At 61.2% G+C, this 14863-nt stretch carries 17 protein-coding genes and 1 tRNA gene; 13 read left to right on the top strand and 5 right to left on the bottom strand.

All coding sequences use genetic code 11. From position 1 onward, the window contains the following. Window positions 1–34: 34 nt before the first annotated feature. From ltaE to PG900_RS04940, 3 genes are all read right to left on the bottom strand, one after another. Entirely contained in the window at window positions 35–1054 is a 1020-nt protein-coding gene (gene ltaE, locus PG900_RS04930) for a low-specificity L-threonine aldolase (RefSeq protein ID WP_135320052.1), read from the bottom strand. Window positions 1055–1144: 90 nt separating this feature from the next. After that, window positions 1145–1846, bottom strand: a complete 702-nt coding sequence (locus PG900_RS04935) for a short-chain dehydrogenase (RefSeq protein ID WP_270801493.1) — start codon at window positions 1844–1846, stop codon at window positions 1145–1147. A gap of 80 nt (window positions 1847–1926) precedes the next feature. Then, a complete protein-coding gene (locus PG900_RS04940) occupies window positions 1927–2334 on the bottom strand; it encodes a helix-turn-helix domain-containing protein (protein ID WP_135320054.1) in 408 nt (135 codons plus the stop codon). Between the two features lie 115 nt (window positions 2335–2449). Between PG900_RS04940 and PG900_RS04945 the strand changes: the two genes are divergently transcribed. Further along, window positions 2450–3349, top strand: a complete 900-nt coding sequence (locus PG900_RS04945; RefSeq protein WP_270801486.1) for an aldo/keto reductase — start codon at window positions 2450–2452, stop codon at window positions 3347–3349. 71 nt (window positions 3350–3420) lie between these two features. Here the strand turns inward: PG900_RS04945 and PG900_RS04950 are convergent, their stop codons facing one another. Both PG900_RS04950 and PG900_RS04955 read right to left on the bottom strand, forming a co-directional pair. Further along, complete coding sequence (locus PG900_RS04950; RefSeq protein WP_026080382.1) at window positions 3421–3699, bottom strand: RNA recognition motif domain-containing protein; 279 nt, start codon at window positions 3697–3699, stop codon at window positions 3421–3423. A 219-nt stretch (window positions 3700–3918) separates the two neighbouring features. Next, the gene (locus PG900_RS04955) at window positions 3919–4461 is read right to left on the bottom strand and encodes a hypothetical protein (protein ID WP_270801484.1); all 543 of its coding nucleotides are present in this window, start codon (window positions 4459–4461) and stop codon (window positions 3919–3921) included. Window positions 4462–4636: 175 nt separating this feature from the next. Between PG900_RS04955 and mepA the strand changes: the two genes are divergently transcribed. The 12 genes from mepA to nuoF all read left to right on the top strand — a co-directional run bounded on the left by mepA (window position 4637) and on the right by nuoF (window position 14840). Next, window positions 4637–5401, top strand: a complete 765-nt coding sequence (gene mepA / locus PG900_RS04960) for a penicillin-insensitive murein endopeptidase (RefSeq protein ID WP_060389098.1) — start codon at window positions 4637–4639, stop codon at window positions 5399–5401. Between the two features lie 42 nt (window positions 5402–5443). Next, window positions 5444–6049: a LemA family protein gene (locus PG900_RS04965; RefSeq protein WP_016350422.1), complete on the top strand. Its 606-nt coding sequence runs from the start codon at window positions 5444–5446 to the stop codon at window positions 6047–6049. Beyond that, on the top strand, window positions 6046–6774 hold the full coding sequence (locus PG900_RS04970) for a TPM domain-containing protein (RefSeq protein ID WP_270801479.1): 729 nt from the start codon (window positions 6046–6048) through the stop codon (window positions 6772–6774). The genes PG900_RS04965 and PG900_RS04970 overlap by 4 nt, the downstream gene beginning before the upstream one ends. A gap of 20 nt (window positions 6775–6794) precedes the next feature. Continuing rightward, window positions 6795–7412 carry a TPM domain-containing protein gene (locus tag PG900_RS04975; RefSeq protein ID WP_011705669.1) on the top strand — a complete coding sequence of 206 codons (618 nt, stop codon included), beginning with the start codon at window positions 6795–6797 and terminating at the stop codon, window positions 7410–7412. Between the two features lie 145 nt (window positions 7413–7557). After that, window positions 7558–7645: transfer RNA gene (locus tag PG900_RS04980), tRNA-Ser, on the top strand. Window positions 7646–8085: 440 nt separating this feature from the next. Further along, on the top strand, window positions 8086–8844 hold the full coding sequence (locus PG900_RS04985) for a flagellar motor protein (RefSeq protein WP_270831023.1): 759 nt from the start codon (window positions 8086–8088) through the stop codon (window positions 8842–8844). Next, a complete protein-coding gene (locus PG900_RS04990) occupies window positions 8819–9697 on the top strand; it encodes a flagellar motor protein MotB (RefSeq protein ID WP_175610165.1) in 879 nt (292 codons plus the stop codon). Before PG900_RS04985 ends, PG900_RS04990 begins: the two co-directional genes overlap by 26 nt. 258 nt (window positions 9698–9955) lie before the next feature. Next, window positions 9956–10360 (top strand): NADH-quinone oxidoreductase subunit A, encoded by a 405-nt coding sequence (locus PG900_RS04995; protein WP_016350419.1) that lies wholly within the window; start codon window positions 9956–9958, stop codon window positions 10358–10360. A gap of 29 nt (window positions 10361–10389) precedes the next feature. Then, on the top strand, window positions 10390–11064 hold the full coding sequence (locus PG900_RS05000; protein WP_005299840.1) for a NuoB/complex I 20 kDa subunit family protein: 675 nt from the start codon (window positions 10390–10392) through the stop codon (window positions 11062–11064). Window positions 11065–11066: 2 nt separating this feature from the next. Next, window positions 11067–12872, top strand: coding sequence for an NADH-quinone oxidoreductase subunit C/D (nuoC, locus tag PG900_RS05005; protein WP_011705665.1), 1806 nt, complete (start codon window positions 11067–11069; stop codon window positions 12870–12872). 61 nt (window positions 12873–12933) lie between these two features. Continuing rightward, window positions 12934–13476, top strand: a complete 543-nt coding sequence (nuoE, locus tag PG900_RS05010; RefSeq protein WP_029303307.1) for an NADH-quinone oxidoreductase subunit NuoE — start codon at window positions 12934–12936, stop codon at window positions 13474–13476. Then, window positions 13473–14840, top strand: coding sequence for an NADH-quinone oxidoreductase subunit NuoF (nuoF, locus tag PG900_RS05015; RefSeq protein WP_187267449.1), 1368 nt, complete (start codon window positions 13473–13475; stop codon window positions 14838–14840). Before nuoE ends, nuoF begins: the two co-directional genes overlap by 4 nt. Window positions 14841–14863 lie beyond the last annotated feature (23 nt).

Here is a 14863-nt window from a genome sequence, read left to right on the forward strand (position 1 = left end):
GGGCGCCTTGGCGCCCTGTTTTATTGAGTGAACCTTAACGTACGACAAGGTACTCGGTGAAGGCATCGATCACCTCGTCGATGTCGTCATCGGTGATCTGCAGATGGGTCACCAGCCGCATCTCGCCGTAACCGGAGAAGAGGATCCCCCGCTCCTTCATGAACGCGAGCAGCGCCTCGGCCTCCCCTTTCACCAGCCGCAGAAATACCATGTTGGTCTGCACCAGCGCGAGATCCAGCTCGATCCCGGGCAATGCGGCCAACCCTTCGGCCAGCCGTCTGGCACGGCGGTGATCGTCCGCCAACCGGGCCACATGCTGATCAAGGGCAAACAGACCGGCCTGAGCCAGGATCCCCGCCTGGCGCATGCCACCACCCAACATCTTGCGCAGCCGTCTGGCGCGGTCGATGAAGGGGCGGGAGCCCACCAACAGCGACCCTACCGGTGCTCCTAGCCCCTTGGAGAGGCAGATGGAGATGCTGTCAAAGGGGGCGGCCAGCTCGTCTACCCCATGACCGCTCGCCACGGCGGCGTTGAACAAACGGGCACCATCCAGATGCAGTTGCAACCCGCGTTCGTCGACGAATTTGCGCATCGCCTGCAGGTAGTGAAGGGGCAGCACCTTGCCGTTATGGGTGTTTTCAAGGCAGACCAGCCGGGTCTGCACAAAATGGGCATCATCAGGGGCGATCGCCGCGGCGACATCGGCCACTGCCAGCGAACCGTCGGCCTGCATCGGCACCGCCTGCAGCGCGACCGATCCCAGCACGGCGCTCCCCTGCGCCTCATAGCGATAGATGTGAGCCGCCTGACCGACAATGGCTCCCTCCCCCCGCTGACAGTGGCTCATCACCGCCAGCAGGTTGGACATGGTGCCCGAGGGGACAAACAGTGCGGCCTCCTTGCCAAGCAACTCGGCCCCGCGGGCCTCCAGTGCATTGACGCCGGGATCTTCCCCGTAGACATCATCCCCCACCTCGGCATGCAGCATGCTCTGGCGCATGGCATCCGTGGGCTGGGTGACCGTATCACTTCGTAAATCGATATAGCGCATGACATCCCTCCTGAAGCAGGAGAATGACGTTAGCCAGCAGGAGCTGGCTTGGCAAGCGGGCCGTTTCCGGAATGTGAAGCCGGTGACGGCTTACCAGGGCAGCGGCTGGCCCTGCAGGTCGAGGAAGCCGCCGGACTGGGCCGGCGACAATTGGTTGATGAGATCAAGCAGACGCGGCGCCACCAGCGCCGGATCCTGCAAGGTCTCGGCCGCCAGTTCATCGAGAAAGGGTTGATTCATGGGGGTGGCCATCAGCCCCGGGTGCACGGTGACAACCCCGGCGGCGGGGAAGCGCTCCCGCCACTCATGGGCCAGCGTTCTTGCCCCCATGTTGAGCGCCGCCTTGCTCATCCGGTAGCTGTAACGACTGCCCGTCTCGTTGGCGCCAAGACTGCCGGCCAGATCGGAAAGAGAGCAAAGCCAGAGGCGGGTATCCACCGTCATTCGGCGGCTCAAGCAGGCGGCCAGAGCCAGCTGCGGCCAGGCGTTGGCCAGCAGGCTGTCGCACAGCCATCTGGGATTGACCTCCTCCACCCGCCGCTCCGGCATGAAGTTGATGTCGTGCAGCAGGCCGATGGTGTTGATCACCACGCTCGGCAACGGCGCCGTGTCATAGAGGGTGAACAGGGCATCGAAGGAGAGCACATCCACCTCCTGCAACGGAAAATAGCAGGCGGGATCCACGCCCTTGGGCAGCTGCCTGCCAGCCAGCACCAGCTCCTCGCCACGGGCGGATAGCGCATGTGCCAGCGCCGTGCCCAATCCGCCGCTGCCCAAGATCAGATAGCCCATCTCCCTCTCCCCGCTGCCCTCATCTGCTTTAGAGGGTATCAGAATAATCCCCGGCCGTTCCCGGCCATCCCCATTCAGGCTCACGCCTCATGCAGGTGTTTGCCAAATTCGCGCGCCCGCGCCAGATCCAGAAATCCGTCAGCCTGCTTGTGACTGCGCAAGAACTGGTAATAGGCAAGCAGGGTTACCAACTCGTCTTCTGCGGGCAGGCGCTGCTGCGGCAACTGTTCCTGCAACAGGGTGCCGGCGGCGCTCAGCGCTTCTCTGTCCACCACTTCCGCCTGCCGATAGAGGTAGCCGCAGCCGGTGGCGAGCCACTCCAGCGAGCAGTTGGCGGCCATGGCAATCTGGTTGGCCTTGCCAAGGCCGGGTTCAGCCCCTTTCAGATATTTACGGATCAGGGCTTCGCTCAACCCCACCTTGCGGGCAAAGGCACTGATGCTGCCCGCCCCGATCAGGCTGTGCAAGCGCTCGGCAAAACCGTCCATTTCCTTCCCCTTCAGAACCAAAGTTCGAATTAACAAACGCCGCATTATTGCCTTGCCAGCCAGAAGAGACCAAGATGCTGGCAGCATTTTTTCCCTTATCCGCCAAGGAGCCACAATGTCCGTATCCCGCCTCTCCCTGCATCCACAGGGCCCGACCTTCTCTCGCCTCATCATGGGTTACTGGCGTCTGATGGAGTGGCAACTCTCCCCAAACGCCCTGCTGGATCTGATGAAGTACCACCTGGATCTGGGGGTCACCACCATCGATCACGCCGACATCTATGGTGGCTACCAGTGCGAAGAGGCCTTCGGCAACGCCCTGCGCCTTGACCCCTCTCTGCGCAGCCGGATGGAGATCGTCAGCAAGTGCGGCATCGCCCTCACCGCCAAGCCGGAACACGCGCTGAATCACTACAACACCGGCAAGGCGCACATCATCGCCAGTGCCGAGGCCTCCTTGCAAAAGCTCGCCACCGACCATCTGGATCTGCTGCTGATCCACCGCCCGGATCCCCTGATGGATGCCGACGAAGTGGCCGATGCCTTCATCACCCTCAAGCAGGCAGGCAAGATCAAGCATGCCGGGGTCTCCAACTTCACCCCTCGCCAGTTCGAGCTGCTGCAGTCGCGCCTGCCCTTCCCGCTGGTGACCAACCAGCTGGAGATCTCGCCGCTCAACCAGAGCACTACCCTGGACGGCACCCTGGACCAATGTCAGCAACTGCGCATCAAGCCGATGGCCTGGTCCTGTCTCGGTGGCGGGCGCCTGTTCCAGGCCCCCGAATATGCCCCGCTGCGCGCCGAGCTCGAGCAGATCCGCCAGGAAGTGGGCGCCAAACAGATCGAACAGGTGGTCTACGCCTGGGTCATGATGCTGCCAAGCCAGCCGCTGCCGCTGATAGGCTCCGGCAAACGGGAGCGCATCGCCGCCGCCGTGGCCGCTGAATCCATCGTCCTCAATCGTCAGCAGTGGTTCCGCATCCGCAAGGCGGCGCTCGGCTACGACGTGCCCTGATTCATCCGGCAAACGCCAGAAACAAAAACGGCATGGGGGAAACCCATGCCGTTTTGCGTTATCGAGGCAGCTCAGCGATGACGCTGGGGGCGACCACGTGGTGCATCTGTCTTCGGCTTGGCCTGGTTGACTGTGATGGTACGGCCACCGATTTCGGTGCCATGCAAACCGGCGATGGCCTTTTCAGCCTCGCCATTGACAGGCATTTCAATGAAGCCAAACCCCTTGGACTGACCGGTATCGCGATCGATGATGATATCGACCTTGTCTACCTGCCCAAATTGGCTGAACACGGTTGTCAGTTCGTCGGCCGTCATCCGGTACGACAGATTACCTACGTAAATCTTCATGCCATCCACTCTCGATTCAAGGTGCCTTCTCTATCCAATCACCAACACAAAGGTAAGGGCACAACCCCCATGCCGGACCTGCCAGGGCATCATGCCTAGGCACTCCCCCGTACGGTTCACTCAAGTCATTGATCTCTTGGGTGAACAGAACGGGCAAGATCAATTCGAGTCACTGGCAGTATCTGAGCTTTGGGGAAGATTGTCGAGAAAATAGTCAGCTCATATGGGGAGCAGGGTATCCAGCAGCCCCTGCAGCGTGCGTCGACCATGCCAGGCGCGCTTAAAGCCAAAGCGATAGATGCCGGGCGCCACGACATGGGTGCCTTCCCGACTCAGTCCCATCAGCGCGGTGGCGGCCGCCAGCTGTTCATCGTTCAGCGCCAGATCCAGGCTGAAGGCCAGCCACTGACCATCGTGGCCCACCTTGCGATCCCGCTCGACCCCGACCAGTACCGATCTTGGCAAGGCCTGTGCCCGATCACTGCTGCCATTGAGCAGGTAAAGATGCGCCTCGTCCCAAGCCAGCTCCGCCAGCCGCCAGCGCTGCCAGCTGCGAGGCAGTATCATCATCAGCAGCACTATGCCGCCAAACACCAGCCCCACCCAGGGCAGCAGACCCATGTGCGGATAACCCAGACCGACGGCGGCCAGCACGGTGATCAGGCTCGCCAGCAACAGCACAACCATCACCGGATAGAAACGGCGAGCAGGGGGCATCAGCCAGACCAGTCCCTCTTTGTTCACCAGCTCACTGACCTTCATTCTCTTCTCCTCTTGCCTGTGCGTTTACACGCCCTGGATGCGCCAATTTTGTCGCGCATTGTGCGCGAGCCCGACACAGGGATGCAACCGGGCTCGCTCATCGGGTGACGGCCTCACCGGACTCTTGGTATCATTCTCTTCATCTGAGCCCATTCGCATGCTTGTCGGGAGTCTCATGCTTGCCACCACCCTGCTCTTCATGGCCAGTACTTTTCTTGCCGAACCTCATCCCCACCAGGCCGAAGCGATTGGCGGCTACTCCGCCGGCTGCCTCAAAAATGGAGTAGCGCTGCCGCTGACAGGCCCCGGCTATCAGGTGATCCGCACCAAGCGACTGCGCTACTACGGCCACCCCGAGCTCATCGCCTACCTGACCACCCTGGCCAACCAGACCCGCATGGCCGGCATGCCGGATCTCTATATCGCCGATCTCGCCATGGCCCACGGTGGCCCCTTCACCTCCGGGCACCGCAGCCACCAGACCGGCCTCGACGCCGACATCTGGTTTCGCATGGCCAACCAGCCCATCTCAACATGGGAGCAGGATGCCCCCAAGGAGTGGGCTCTGATCGATGAGCCCAGCTACCGGGTACTGCCCGGGCGCTTCGGCCCCCAGCAGCTAAACCTGCTGCGCCTGGCAGCCAGCAAGCCTGAGGTCGCCCGCATCTTCATCAACCCTGTGCTCAAGGCCGAGGTGTGCAAACGGGCGCCCGATGAACCCTGGGTCGGCAAGTTGCGTCCCTGGGTCGGCCACTTCAGCCACTTTCATGTGCGTCTGCGCTGCCCGGCCGGCAGCCCGGATTGCCAGCCTCAGGCGCCGATCCCGCCCGGCAACGGCTGCGGCGCCGAGCTGGCGTCCTGGCTCAAAGACAAGCCGCAACTGCCCAAGGTTTCGATGGCTTACCACAAACCCAGGCTGCCCGCCCGTTGTGGCGGTTGACCACAAGCTGGTATGGTGAGCCGTTATCTGCAAAAAATGTCAATGGAGAACAACAAGATGGCCACTTCACTCTGGCAGAGGGCAACCCAGTCCCTGTTGGTTATGACCCTGCTGCTGGGCCTGACCGGTTGCGGCATGAACAATATTCCGACCCTGGATGAGCAGGTCAAGGCGAGCTGGGGCCAGGTCGAAAACCAGTATCAGCGCCGCGCCGATCTGGTCCCCAATCTGGTGGCCACCGTCAAGGGCTACGCCAGCCACGAGCAGGAGACCCTCAAGGCGGTGACCGATGCCAGAGCCCGCGTAGGCAGCCTGCAGGTCAGCGACCCCGCCCAGCTCAAGGAGTTTGAAGCGGCCCAGAACCAGCTCTCCGGCGCCCTCTCCCGGCTGATGGTGGTGGTCGAACGCTACCCGGAACTCAAAGCGGATCAGCAGTTCCTCACCCTGCAGGCCCAGCTGGAAGGCACCGAAAACCGTATCTCGGTGGCCCGGCGCGACTACATAGAAGCGGTACGTCAGTTCAATACCGAGATCCGCACCTTCCCCGGCGTCATCTGGTCCAAGCTGCTCTACTCGGATCTGGAGGCCAAACCCACGTTCAGCGCCAAGCCTGGTGCCGATGAGGCGCCCAAGGTCAGCTTCCAATGAAGCGCGTGATCCATGCCCTGTTGTCCTGCCTGCTGGTGTGGACGGCGGTGGTATCCGCCGCCCCCACTTTCCCCGCCTTGAGCGGGCGAGTGGTGGACGAGGCCAACCTGATGTCCCGCAAGCAGGCCCACCAGCTCACCCAGCAGCTGGCGGCGTTCGAGAAGCGCAGCGGCATCCAGCTGGTGGTGGTCTCCATCGACACGCTGGCGGGCGACACCATCGAGGAGTACGGCTATCAGCTTGGCCGTCACTGGGGCATCGGCCAGAAGGGAAAGGACAACGGGGTGCTGCTGCTGATCGCCCAGGATGAACGCAAGGTGCGCATCGAAGTGGGTTACGGGCTGGAAGGTGCCCTGCCCGATGCCATCGCCGCCAACATCATCCAGACCCGGATCCTGCCCGCGTTCAAACGCGGCGACATGGTGGCCGGGGTGGTCGCTGGCAGCCAGGCGATCATGCAGGCCTTGGCGGGCGAGTACAAACCGGTAGACAACGCCAGTAAGGACAAGCTGGGCGGGCCCTGGCTGTTCATCCTGATGGTGATAGTGATGATCGTGCTGCACAACCTGCGTGGTGGTGGTGGCGGTGGCAGAGGTGGCCGGCGCCGCGCCGCTTACCTTGCCGGTGGCTTCGGTGCCGGTCGCTCCGGTGGCGGCTTTGGTGGCGGCGGTTTCAGTGGAGGGGGCGGCAGTTTCGGCGGCGGCGGTGCCTCCGGTGGTTGGTAACAGGGATTAAGAGACGACACATGATTTCGAAACAGTTCTTTCACACGCTGCAGGCCAGGGTCAAGCAGGCGGAGCAGGCAACTGATGCCGAGCTGGTGACCGTTCTGGCCCCCGCCAGCGACGGCTATCGCTACATCCCCACCCTGTGGGCGGCGCTGCTGGCCATGCTCACCCCGCTGCTGGTATTCGAGCTCGGTTTCTGGCTCGGCTGGTACGAGATCCTGCTGGTGCAGTGGTCGGTCTGGCTGGTGCTGAGCATCCTGTTCCACTGGACCCCCATCAAGATGTACCTGATCCCCAAACAGGTTCGCCAGCACAGGGCCGCCCTGATGGCACGCCTGCAGTTCGTCGAACAGGGCTTGCATCGTACCCAGGATCGGCTGGGGGTGCTGATCTTCGTCTCGGTGGCCGAGCACTACGTGGAGATCCTGGTGGATGACGGCATCGCCCAGCACATCGACAACGGCCAGTGGCAGGAGATCATCGATGACTTCACCCGCCGGGTGCGCAACAAGGAGGTAGAGCAGGGTTTCCTCGAGTGCATCGAGCGGACCAGCGCCATTCTCACCGACGCCTTCCCCGCCACCCGCGACCAGAACGAGCTGCCGGACAGCCTGATCATCCTCCCCAAGCCCTGAGCGGGTTTAAAAAACCGGCATTCTGTTCAAGGGATAGGCATTCGATAAAGATTATGAAAAATAAGGGGAAAAGTGGTTGACCCAGGCAGCCCTTTCCCCTAAATTACGCCCCGTTCCAGCGCAACGGCGCTGTGATCGAAAATTTGGTGAGGTGTCCGAGTGGCTGAAGGAGCACGCCTGGAAAGTGTGTATACGGCAACGTATCGAGGGTTCGAATCCCTCCCTCACCGCCAAATTTAAAGAACCGACCTGATGGTCGGTTTTTTGCTTTTTGGGTTTTCAGATGCGTAACTCCCGTTAGAAAAAGCAACCCCCCACAGGGGCAAGCAACGTTACCTGTGGCGAACGGCTGGCTTCCACCCCGAAAGGATCACGCAGAGTGACGCATCTCTCCCCATCACCCAATCTAAAAAAAACCGGCTCAGGTGCCGGTTTTTACCTTTCAGCATTTGCAGTCTGATATGCCAGACCCCCTTCTCGTCAAAATCCCGCGACAGCCCCCTCTTTTTCGGTAAAACGCCCTTCGTGGCCCGGCTCCTTGCCACCCGGGAAAGAAATCTGTCCATCAAGGTCAAGGCTCTGACTTTATTGCTCATCGATTGGATATCATTTTGAAAAACTGATACTTAAATAGCTACACTAGCCATTATCAATATTCAGGGATGTATAAAAAATGAGTTTAATCGGCTTGGTCCTGGCATTGATCGCCATCCTGGGCGGCAACATGATCGAGGGTGGACATCCCAGCGCCCTGCTCGATCTGCCCGCCTTCCTCATCGTGATCGGAGGTACCATAGGTGCCGCCTTGACCCAGTTCCCCTTCTCCGTTGTCGGCAGCACTCTCAAGCGTTTCAAGTGGCTGCTGGCCCCCCTCAAACTCGACATGCAGCAGCAGGCCGAACTGCTGGAAAACCTGGCCGGTAACGCCAGACGCAGCGGCATGCTGGCCCTTGAAGGCATGATCGACGAGATCAAAGATCCCTTCCTGCAAAAAGGGGTGCAGATGATGGTAGATGGCTACGAGAAGACCAAGATCCACGAGGTGCTGGAGAACGAGATCGAGTTCGAGCAAGAAGATCTCGAGCAGACCGTCAAATTCTATGAAGCCATGGGCGGCTACTGCCCGACCATGGGGATCGTCGGCGCCGTGTTTGGCCTGATCCACGCCATGGGCCTGCTGGATGCCCCTGACAAACTGGGTGGCGCCATCGCGGTGGCCTTTATCGCCACCATCTATGGGGTATCGGCCGCCAACTTGATCTTCCTGCCCTTCGGCAACCGTTACAAAGCGTTTGCCCATCAGATCCGCCACTACAAGGAGATGACCCTCACCGGTATCCTCTGCATCGTGGACGGCGAATCACAGCAACGCCTGCAAGTCACCCTAGAACCCTACCTCGGAGGCCATGGTGGCAAAAAAGAAAAAAGCTGAAGCGCCGGAGAACCACGAACGCTGGCTGGTCTCCTATGCCGACTTCATGACACTGCTGTTCGCCCTGTTCGTGGTGCTCTACTCCTTTGCCATGGCCAAACAGTCTGAAACCCGGGTGCTGATCCAGGGTTTCATCGAATCGCTGGGCAAAATTGGCCTCATCTCCCCTCCCGCGGGCTCCCCCGTGATGCAGGGCGGTACCGGGATCCTGGAACCCGAGTCCAAGACCACCCCCAGCAGCCCGAAGAAAGAGACGGTATTGGAGAAGGATGCCCCCATGGCCGCCTCGGACCCCTTCAACGAGACCATCGGCGCCTCGGAAAAGCCGAGCGCAACGGAGTCATGGCCTCACAAAACCAAGGAACAGGAGTGGGTACAGGTCACCAAGAAGAAGCTGGAGCAGCAGCTCAAGGCACAGATTGAATCCAAGGATCTGGAAGTGGAACAACTGGGCAGCCAGCTGGTGATCCGCATCGGCGAGAAGGCACTGTTTCCGGCCGACTCCGCCTTCCTGCAGCCCCAGTTCATCCCGCTGGTCAACAAGATCTCCGGCATTCTGGCTGACATTCCGGGCAAGGTGGTGGTCACCGGCCACACCGACAACTCCCAGGCCCCGGTAGAGCTCTATCGCAGCAACTGGGAACTGTCGGTATTGCGCTCCGCCTCCATCGTGCACACATTGCTGACCAACCCCAAACTCGATGCCACCCGGGTCATCGCTCAGGGGGTAGCGGATGCCCAGCCCCGCTATCCCAATGACACACCCGAGCACCGTCAGGCCAACCGCCGGGTCGAGATCACCCTCTCCCAGGGCAAGGCAGCCGAAGAGGCGCTACCCATCCTCAAACCCTGATCGAGCAGACCCCGCCTGGCGGGGTCTCTCCTTTCACGATTAGTTTATTTTTCACACGATCCCGCCATTTCCGCCACACCCTAAAAGCAATTGAAAATGATTCTCAAACAGGAACATTGACTCCGCTAGCAAAATACGATTTTCCTCCCGCTGATTAATAATTAATCCTTTGAAATGACATGTAAATCAGTACGAAAGTGGCATAATACGTAACATCCTTGTTAAGTCGCGTGATTAATTCGGTTAGGGAAAACTCCTATGTTTGCTGATATTGCTGTCCAGCATTGGGCTTTTGCTGTCTATGTAGTTGGGGCCATCTGCATCTGCCTGACCATGATCGGCCTTGCCGCCCTGCTGGGTGGTCGAGCCTATGGTCGTGCCAAGAACAAACCCTTCGAATCTGGCGTCGATTCGGTGGGCAATGCCCGTCTACGCTTCTCCGCCAAGTTCTATCTGGTTGCCATGTTCTTCGTCATCTTCGACGTCGAGGCACTCTACCTCTTCGCCTGGTCCGTCTCCGTTCGAGAAAGCGGCTGGGTCGGTTTCATCGAAGCCACCATCTTTATCTCCCTGCTGCTGGTAGGACTCGTCTACCTGTGGCGCATTGGCGCCCTCGACTGGGCACCGAAAAAACGCGTCCTGACCGACAAGAAGCCAGACTGAATTACTGATTATCCCTTTGAGGTTGCACCATGAAGTACACCCTGACCCGGATCGACCCAGATGCGCCCGTTGAGCGCTACCCCCAGGAACAGCGCCAGACCGTCGAGGATCCTCTGGCTCAAGAGGCCTCCCGCGGCATCATGATCGGGCGCCTCGAAGAGGTGCTGCAAGACACTGTCAACTGGGGCCGCAAGAACTCCCTCTGGCCTTACAACTTCGGTATCTCCTGCTGCTACGTAGAGATGTGTACCGCCTTCACCTCCCCCCATGATGTGGCCCGCTTCGGCGCCGAAGTTATTCGAGCCTCACCGCGCCAGGCCGATTTCATGGTGATCGCCGGCACCCCCTTCATCAAGATGGCCCCCGTCATCCAGCGTCTGTATGAACAGCTGCTCGAACCCAAGTGGGTCATCTCCATGGGTGCCTGCGCCAACTCCGGCGGCATGTACGACATCTACTCGGTCGTTCAGGGCGTCGACAAGTTCCTGCCGGTCGACGTCTATATTCCGGGTTGTCCGCCCCGTCCCGAGGCATTCCTGCAAGCGCTGATGCTGCTGCAGGACTCCATCGGCAAGGAGCGCCGTCCACTTTCCTGGGTGGTTGGCGATCAGGGTATCTATCGCCCCCAAATGCCTGCCGAGAAGGACCGCAAGCGTGGCGAGCGGATCAACGTCACCAACCTGCGCACGCCGGATGAGATCTGACCATGAAACTGACTCGAGAATTTCCCAGCAACTACGCCATGGCCCAGTGGCAACCGAGTGATCACAAAGACGCTCAGGTGATCGGCGAGCTGTTCGCCCATTTCGGAGCCGAACGTTTCACCATCCAGAATACCCGCACCGGCGTACCGGTGGTCTGGCTCTCCCGCGAGCTGCTGCTGGATGTCATGGGCTTCCTGCGCAAGCTCCCCTCCCCGTTCGTGATGCTGTTCGATCTCAGCGCCACCGACGAGCGGATGCGCAGCCATCGCCACGACCTGCCCGACAGCGACTTCACCGTCTTCTATCACCTCATTTCCATCGATCGCAACGCCGACCTGATGCTGAAGGTGCCGCTCAAGGAGGGTGACCTCACGCTGCCCACCGTCAGCCGCCACTTCCCCAACGCCAACTGGTATGAACGGGAAGTGTGGGATCTGATGGGCATCAATTTCGATGGTCACCCCCACCTGACCCGTATCATGATGCCCAAGAGCTGGCAGGGTCACCCGCTGCGCAAGGATTATCCGGCGCGCGCCACCGAATTTGATCCCTTCATGCTCGATGCGGTCAAGCAGGATCAGGAGCAGGACAACCTGCTGTTCAAACCGGAAGAGTGGGGTATGGCCCGTGGCAACGAGAACGAGGACTACATGTTCTTGAACCTCGGCCCCAACCACCCCTCCGCGCACGGTGCCTTCCGTCTGGTGCTGCAGCTCGATGGCGAGGAGATCCGCGATTGCGTGCCCGACATCGGCTATCACCACCGCGGTGCCGAAAAGATGGGCGAGCGCCAGTCCTGGCACAGCTACATCCCCTACACCGACCGGGTCGAGTACTTAGGGGGGGTGATGAACAACCTGCCCTACGTACTGGCGGTCGAGAAGCTGGCCGGCATCAAGGTGCCACAGCGGGTCGACATGATCCGGGTGATGCTGGCTGAGCTGTTCCGCATCCAGAGTCACCTGCTGTTCATCGGTACCTATATCCAGGACGTGGGCGCCATGACCCCGGTCTTCTTCACCTTCACCGACCGGCAGCGGATTTACACCATCATCGAGGCCATCACCGGCGCCCGTATGCATCCGGCCTGGTTTCGCATCGGCGGCGTGGCCCACGATCTGCCCGTCGGCTGGCAGCGACTGGTCCAAGACAACCTGCTGAGCTGGCTGCCCAAGCGGCTGATGGACTATGAGAAGGCCGCCATGCGCAACAGCATACTGCGTGGCCGCACCATCGGCGTCGCCGCCTACAATACCGAGCAGGCGCTGGCCTGGGGCACCACGGGCGGTGGTCTGCGTGCCACCGGCCTCAACTTCGACGTGCGCAAGTGGCGCCCCTACTCCGGCTACGATCAGTTCGAATTCGAGGTGCCGGTCGGCGCCAACGGTGATGCCTACGATCGCGCCCTGGTGCGCATCGAGGAGGTGCGCCAGAGCATGCGCATCATCGAGCAGTGTATGAAGAACATGCCGGAAGGGCCGTTCAAGGCGGATCACCCGCTCACCACACCGCCGCCCAAAGAGCGCACCCTGCAGGACATCGAGACCCTGATCACCCACTTCCTGCAAGTGTCGTGGGGCCCGGTCATGCCGGCCGCCGAGTCCTTCCAGATGATCGAGGCGACCAAGGGGATCAACAGTTACTACCTGACCAGCGATGGCTCCACCATGAGCTACCGGACCCGGATCCGCACCCCGAGCTTTGCTCACCTGCAACAGATCCCCTCGGTGATCCGTGGCCAGATGGTGTCGGACCTCATCGTCTATCTGGGCAGTATCGATTTCGTTATGTCGGATGTGGACCGTTGAGTAACGGCTGTTACCAAGACCCGTTACACGACAAAAAGGACAAGCCACAAAAGGTTAAGCCATGAGCCAGCAATGTCAGTGCCAACACAATCAGTCCCCGCAGGGACAGAGTTCATGTCAGGGCAAGGGGAACGATTTCGTCCTGAGCCAGGCAGAACGCGATGCCATCGAGCATGAGAAACACCACTACGAAGATCCCCGTGCTGCCAGCATTGAAGCGCTCAAGATAGTGCAGCAGGCCCGCGGCTGGGTACCTGACGGTGCCATCCACGCCATCGCCGCCGAGCTCGGCATCCCCGCCAGCGACGTGGAGGGGGTCGCCACCTTCTACAGCCAGATCTTCCGCCAGCCGGTTGGTCGCCACATCATCCGCGTCTGCGACAGCATGGTCTGCTACATCAACGGCCACGAACAACTGCTGGCCGGGCTGAAAGAGGTAATGGACCTGGCCCCCGGCCAGACCTCCGCCGACGGCCGCTTCACCCTGCTGCCGGTCTGCTGCCTCGGCAACTGTGACAAGGGGCCGGCGCTGATGATCGACGATGACACCTACGGTGGGCTCGACGCCGTCAGCCTGCTCAAGACCCTGGAGGCTTACCCATGAGTCTGGCATCCCTTGGTACCGCCAACCGCATCGCCCGCGCGGCCGAGACCCATCCACTCACCTGGCGGCTGCGCGACGACGGTCAGCCGGTCTGGCTGGATGAATACCAGAGCAAGCAGGGTTACGATGCGGCCCGCAAGGCACTGAGCCAGATGAGCCCGGACGAGATCGTCGGCACCGTCAAGGATGCCGGCCTCAAGGGTCGCGGCGGCGCCGGTTTCTCCACCGGCGTGAAGTGGGGCCTGATGCCCAAAGACGAGAGCATGAACATCCGTTACCTGCTCTGCAACGCCGACGAGATGGAGCCGAACACCTATAAGGATCGGCTGTTGATGGAGCAGCTGCCCCACCTGCTGATCGAAGGGATGATCATCTCGGCCAAGGCCCTCAAGGCCTACCGTGGCTACATCTTTTTGCGCGGCGAGTACGTCGATGCCGCCGCCAACCTGCGCCGCGCGGTCGAAGAGGCCAAGGCTGCCGGTCTGCTCGGCAAGAACATCCTGGGCTCGGGCTTTGACTTCGAGCTGTTCGTCCACACCGGCGCGGGTCGTTACATCTGCGGCGAAGAGACGGCGCTCATCAACTCCCTGGAAGGGCGTCGCGCCAACCCGCGCGCCAAGCCCCCCTTCCCTGCCGTTTCCGGCGTCTGGGGCAAGCCCACCTGCGTCAACAACGTCGAAACCCTGTGCAACGTACCCGCCATCATCGGCAACGGTGTGGCCTGGTATCAGGGGCTAGCGCTGCCGGGTTCGGAAGATCACGGCACCAAGCTGATGGGCTTCTCCGGCAAGGTCAACAACCCCGGCCTGTGGGAGCTGCCGTTTGGCATCACCGCCCGCGAGCTGTTCGAGAACTATGCCGGCGGCATGAAGCCCGGCTATCGCCTGAAAGCCTGGCAACCGGGCGGAGCCGGTACCGGCTTCCTGCTGCCCGAGCACCTGGATGCCCAGATGTACGCCGGCGGCATCGGCAAGGTCGGCACCCGGATGGGCACGGGCCTTGCCATGGCGGTGGATGACAGCATCAACATGGTCTCCCTGCTGCGCAACATGGAAGAGTTCTTCGCCCGCGAGTCCTGCGGCTGGTGCACTCCCTGCCGCGATGGCCTGCCCTGGAGTGTCAAGCTGCTGCGCGCGCTGGAGCGGGGCGAGGGTCAGCCAGGGGATCTCGCCACCCTGGAGCAGCTGGTCAGCTTCCTCGGCCCAGGCAAGACCTTCTGCGCCCATGCCCCTGGCGCCATCGAGCCGCTGGGCAGTGCGATGAAGTATTTCCGGTCGGAATTCGAGGCTGGCGTCAAGGCGCCGCAGGATAATCGCAAGCAGCTCAAGGGTATCCAGCCCAACCTGCTGGGCGAGCGCTGGTAAGGCACGCAGGGCGCCCGCCGCGG

Source organism: Aeromonas sp. QDB03 (genome assembly GCF_027707985.1).
In the GTDB taxonomy this organism is placed as follows: domain Bacteria; phylum Pseudomonadota; class Gammaproteobacteria; order Enterobacterales; family Aeromonadaceae; genus Aeromonas; species Aeromonas hydrophila.

Excerpts from the sequence above, each read along its gene's own strand:
- PG900_RS05000 (WP_005299840.1), top strand. The coding sequence starts at position 10,390 with ATGAAGTACACCCTGACCCGGATCGACCCAGATGCGCCCGTTGAGCGC.
- nuoF (WP_187267449.1), top strand. The coding sequence starts at position 13,473 with ATGAGTCTGGCATCCCTTGGTACCGCCAACCGCATCGCCCGCGCGGCC.
- PG900_RS04940 (WP_135320054.1), bottom strand. The coding sequence starts at position 2,334 with ATGGACGGTTTTGCCGAGCGCTTGCACAGCCTGATCGGGGCGGGCAGC.
- nuoE (WP_029303307.1), top strand. The coding sequence starts at position 12,934 with ATGAGCCAGCAATGTCAGTGCCAACACAATCAGTCCCCGCAGGGACAG.
- mepA (WP_060389098.1), top strand. The coding sequence starts at position 4,637 with ATGCTTGCCACCACCCTGCTCTTCATGGCCAGTACTTTTCTTGCCGAA.
- PG900_RS04975 (WP_011705669.1), top strand. The coding sequence starts at position 6,795 with ATGATTTCGAAACAGTTCTTTCACACGCTGCAGGCCAGGGTCAAGCAG.
- PG900_RS04935 (WP_270801493.1), bottom strand. The coding sequence starts at position 1,846 with ATGGGCTATCTGATCTTGGGCAGCGGCGGATTGGGCACGGCGCTGGCA.
- PG900_RS04990 (WP_175610165.1), top strand. The coding sequence starts at position 8,819 with ATGGTGGCAAAAAAGAAAAAAGCTGAAGCGCCGGAGAACCACGAACGC.
- PG900_RS04985 (WP_270831023.1), top strand. The coding sequence starts at position 8,086 with ATGAGTTTAATCGGCTTGGTCCTGGCATTGATCGCCATCCTGGGCGGC.
- ltaE (WP_135320052.1), bottom strand. The coding sequence starts at position 1,054 with ATGCGCTATATCGATTTACGAAGTGATACGGTCACCCAGCCCACGGAT.
- PG900_RS04955 (WP_270801484.1), bottom strand. The coding sequence starts at position 4,461 with ATGAAGGTCAGTGAGCTGGTGAACAAAGAGGGACTGGTCTGGCTGATG.
- PG900_RS04970 (WP_270801479.1), top strand. The coding sequence starts at position 6,046 with ATGAAGCGCGTGATCCATGCCCTGTTGTCCTGCCTGCTGGTGTGGACG.
- PG900_RS04965 (WP_016350422.1), top strand. The coding sequence starts at position 5,444 with ATGGAGAACAACAAGATGGCCACTTCACTCTGGCAGAGGGCAACCCAG.
- PG900_RS04945 (WP_270801486.1), top strand. The coding sequence starts at position 2,450 with ATGTCCGTATCCCGCCTCTCCCTGCATCCACAGGGCCCGACCTTCTCT.
- nuoC (WP_011705665.1), top strand. The coding sequence starts at position 11,067 with ATGAAACTGACTCGAGAATTTCCCAGCAACTACGCCATGGCCCAGTGG.
- PG900_RS04995 (WP_016350419.1), top strand. The coding sequence starts at position 9,956 with ATGTTTGCTGATATTGCTGTCCAGCATTGGGCTTTTGCTGTCTATGTA.
- PG900_RS04950 (WP_026080382.1), bottom strand. The coding sequence starts at position 3,699 with ATGAAGATTTACGTAGGTAATCTGTCGTACCGGATGACGGCCGACGAA.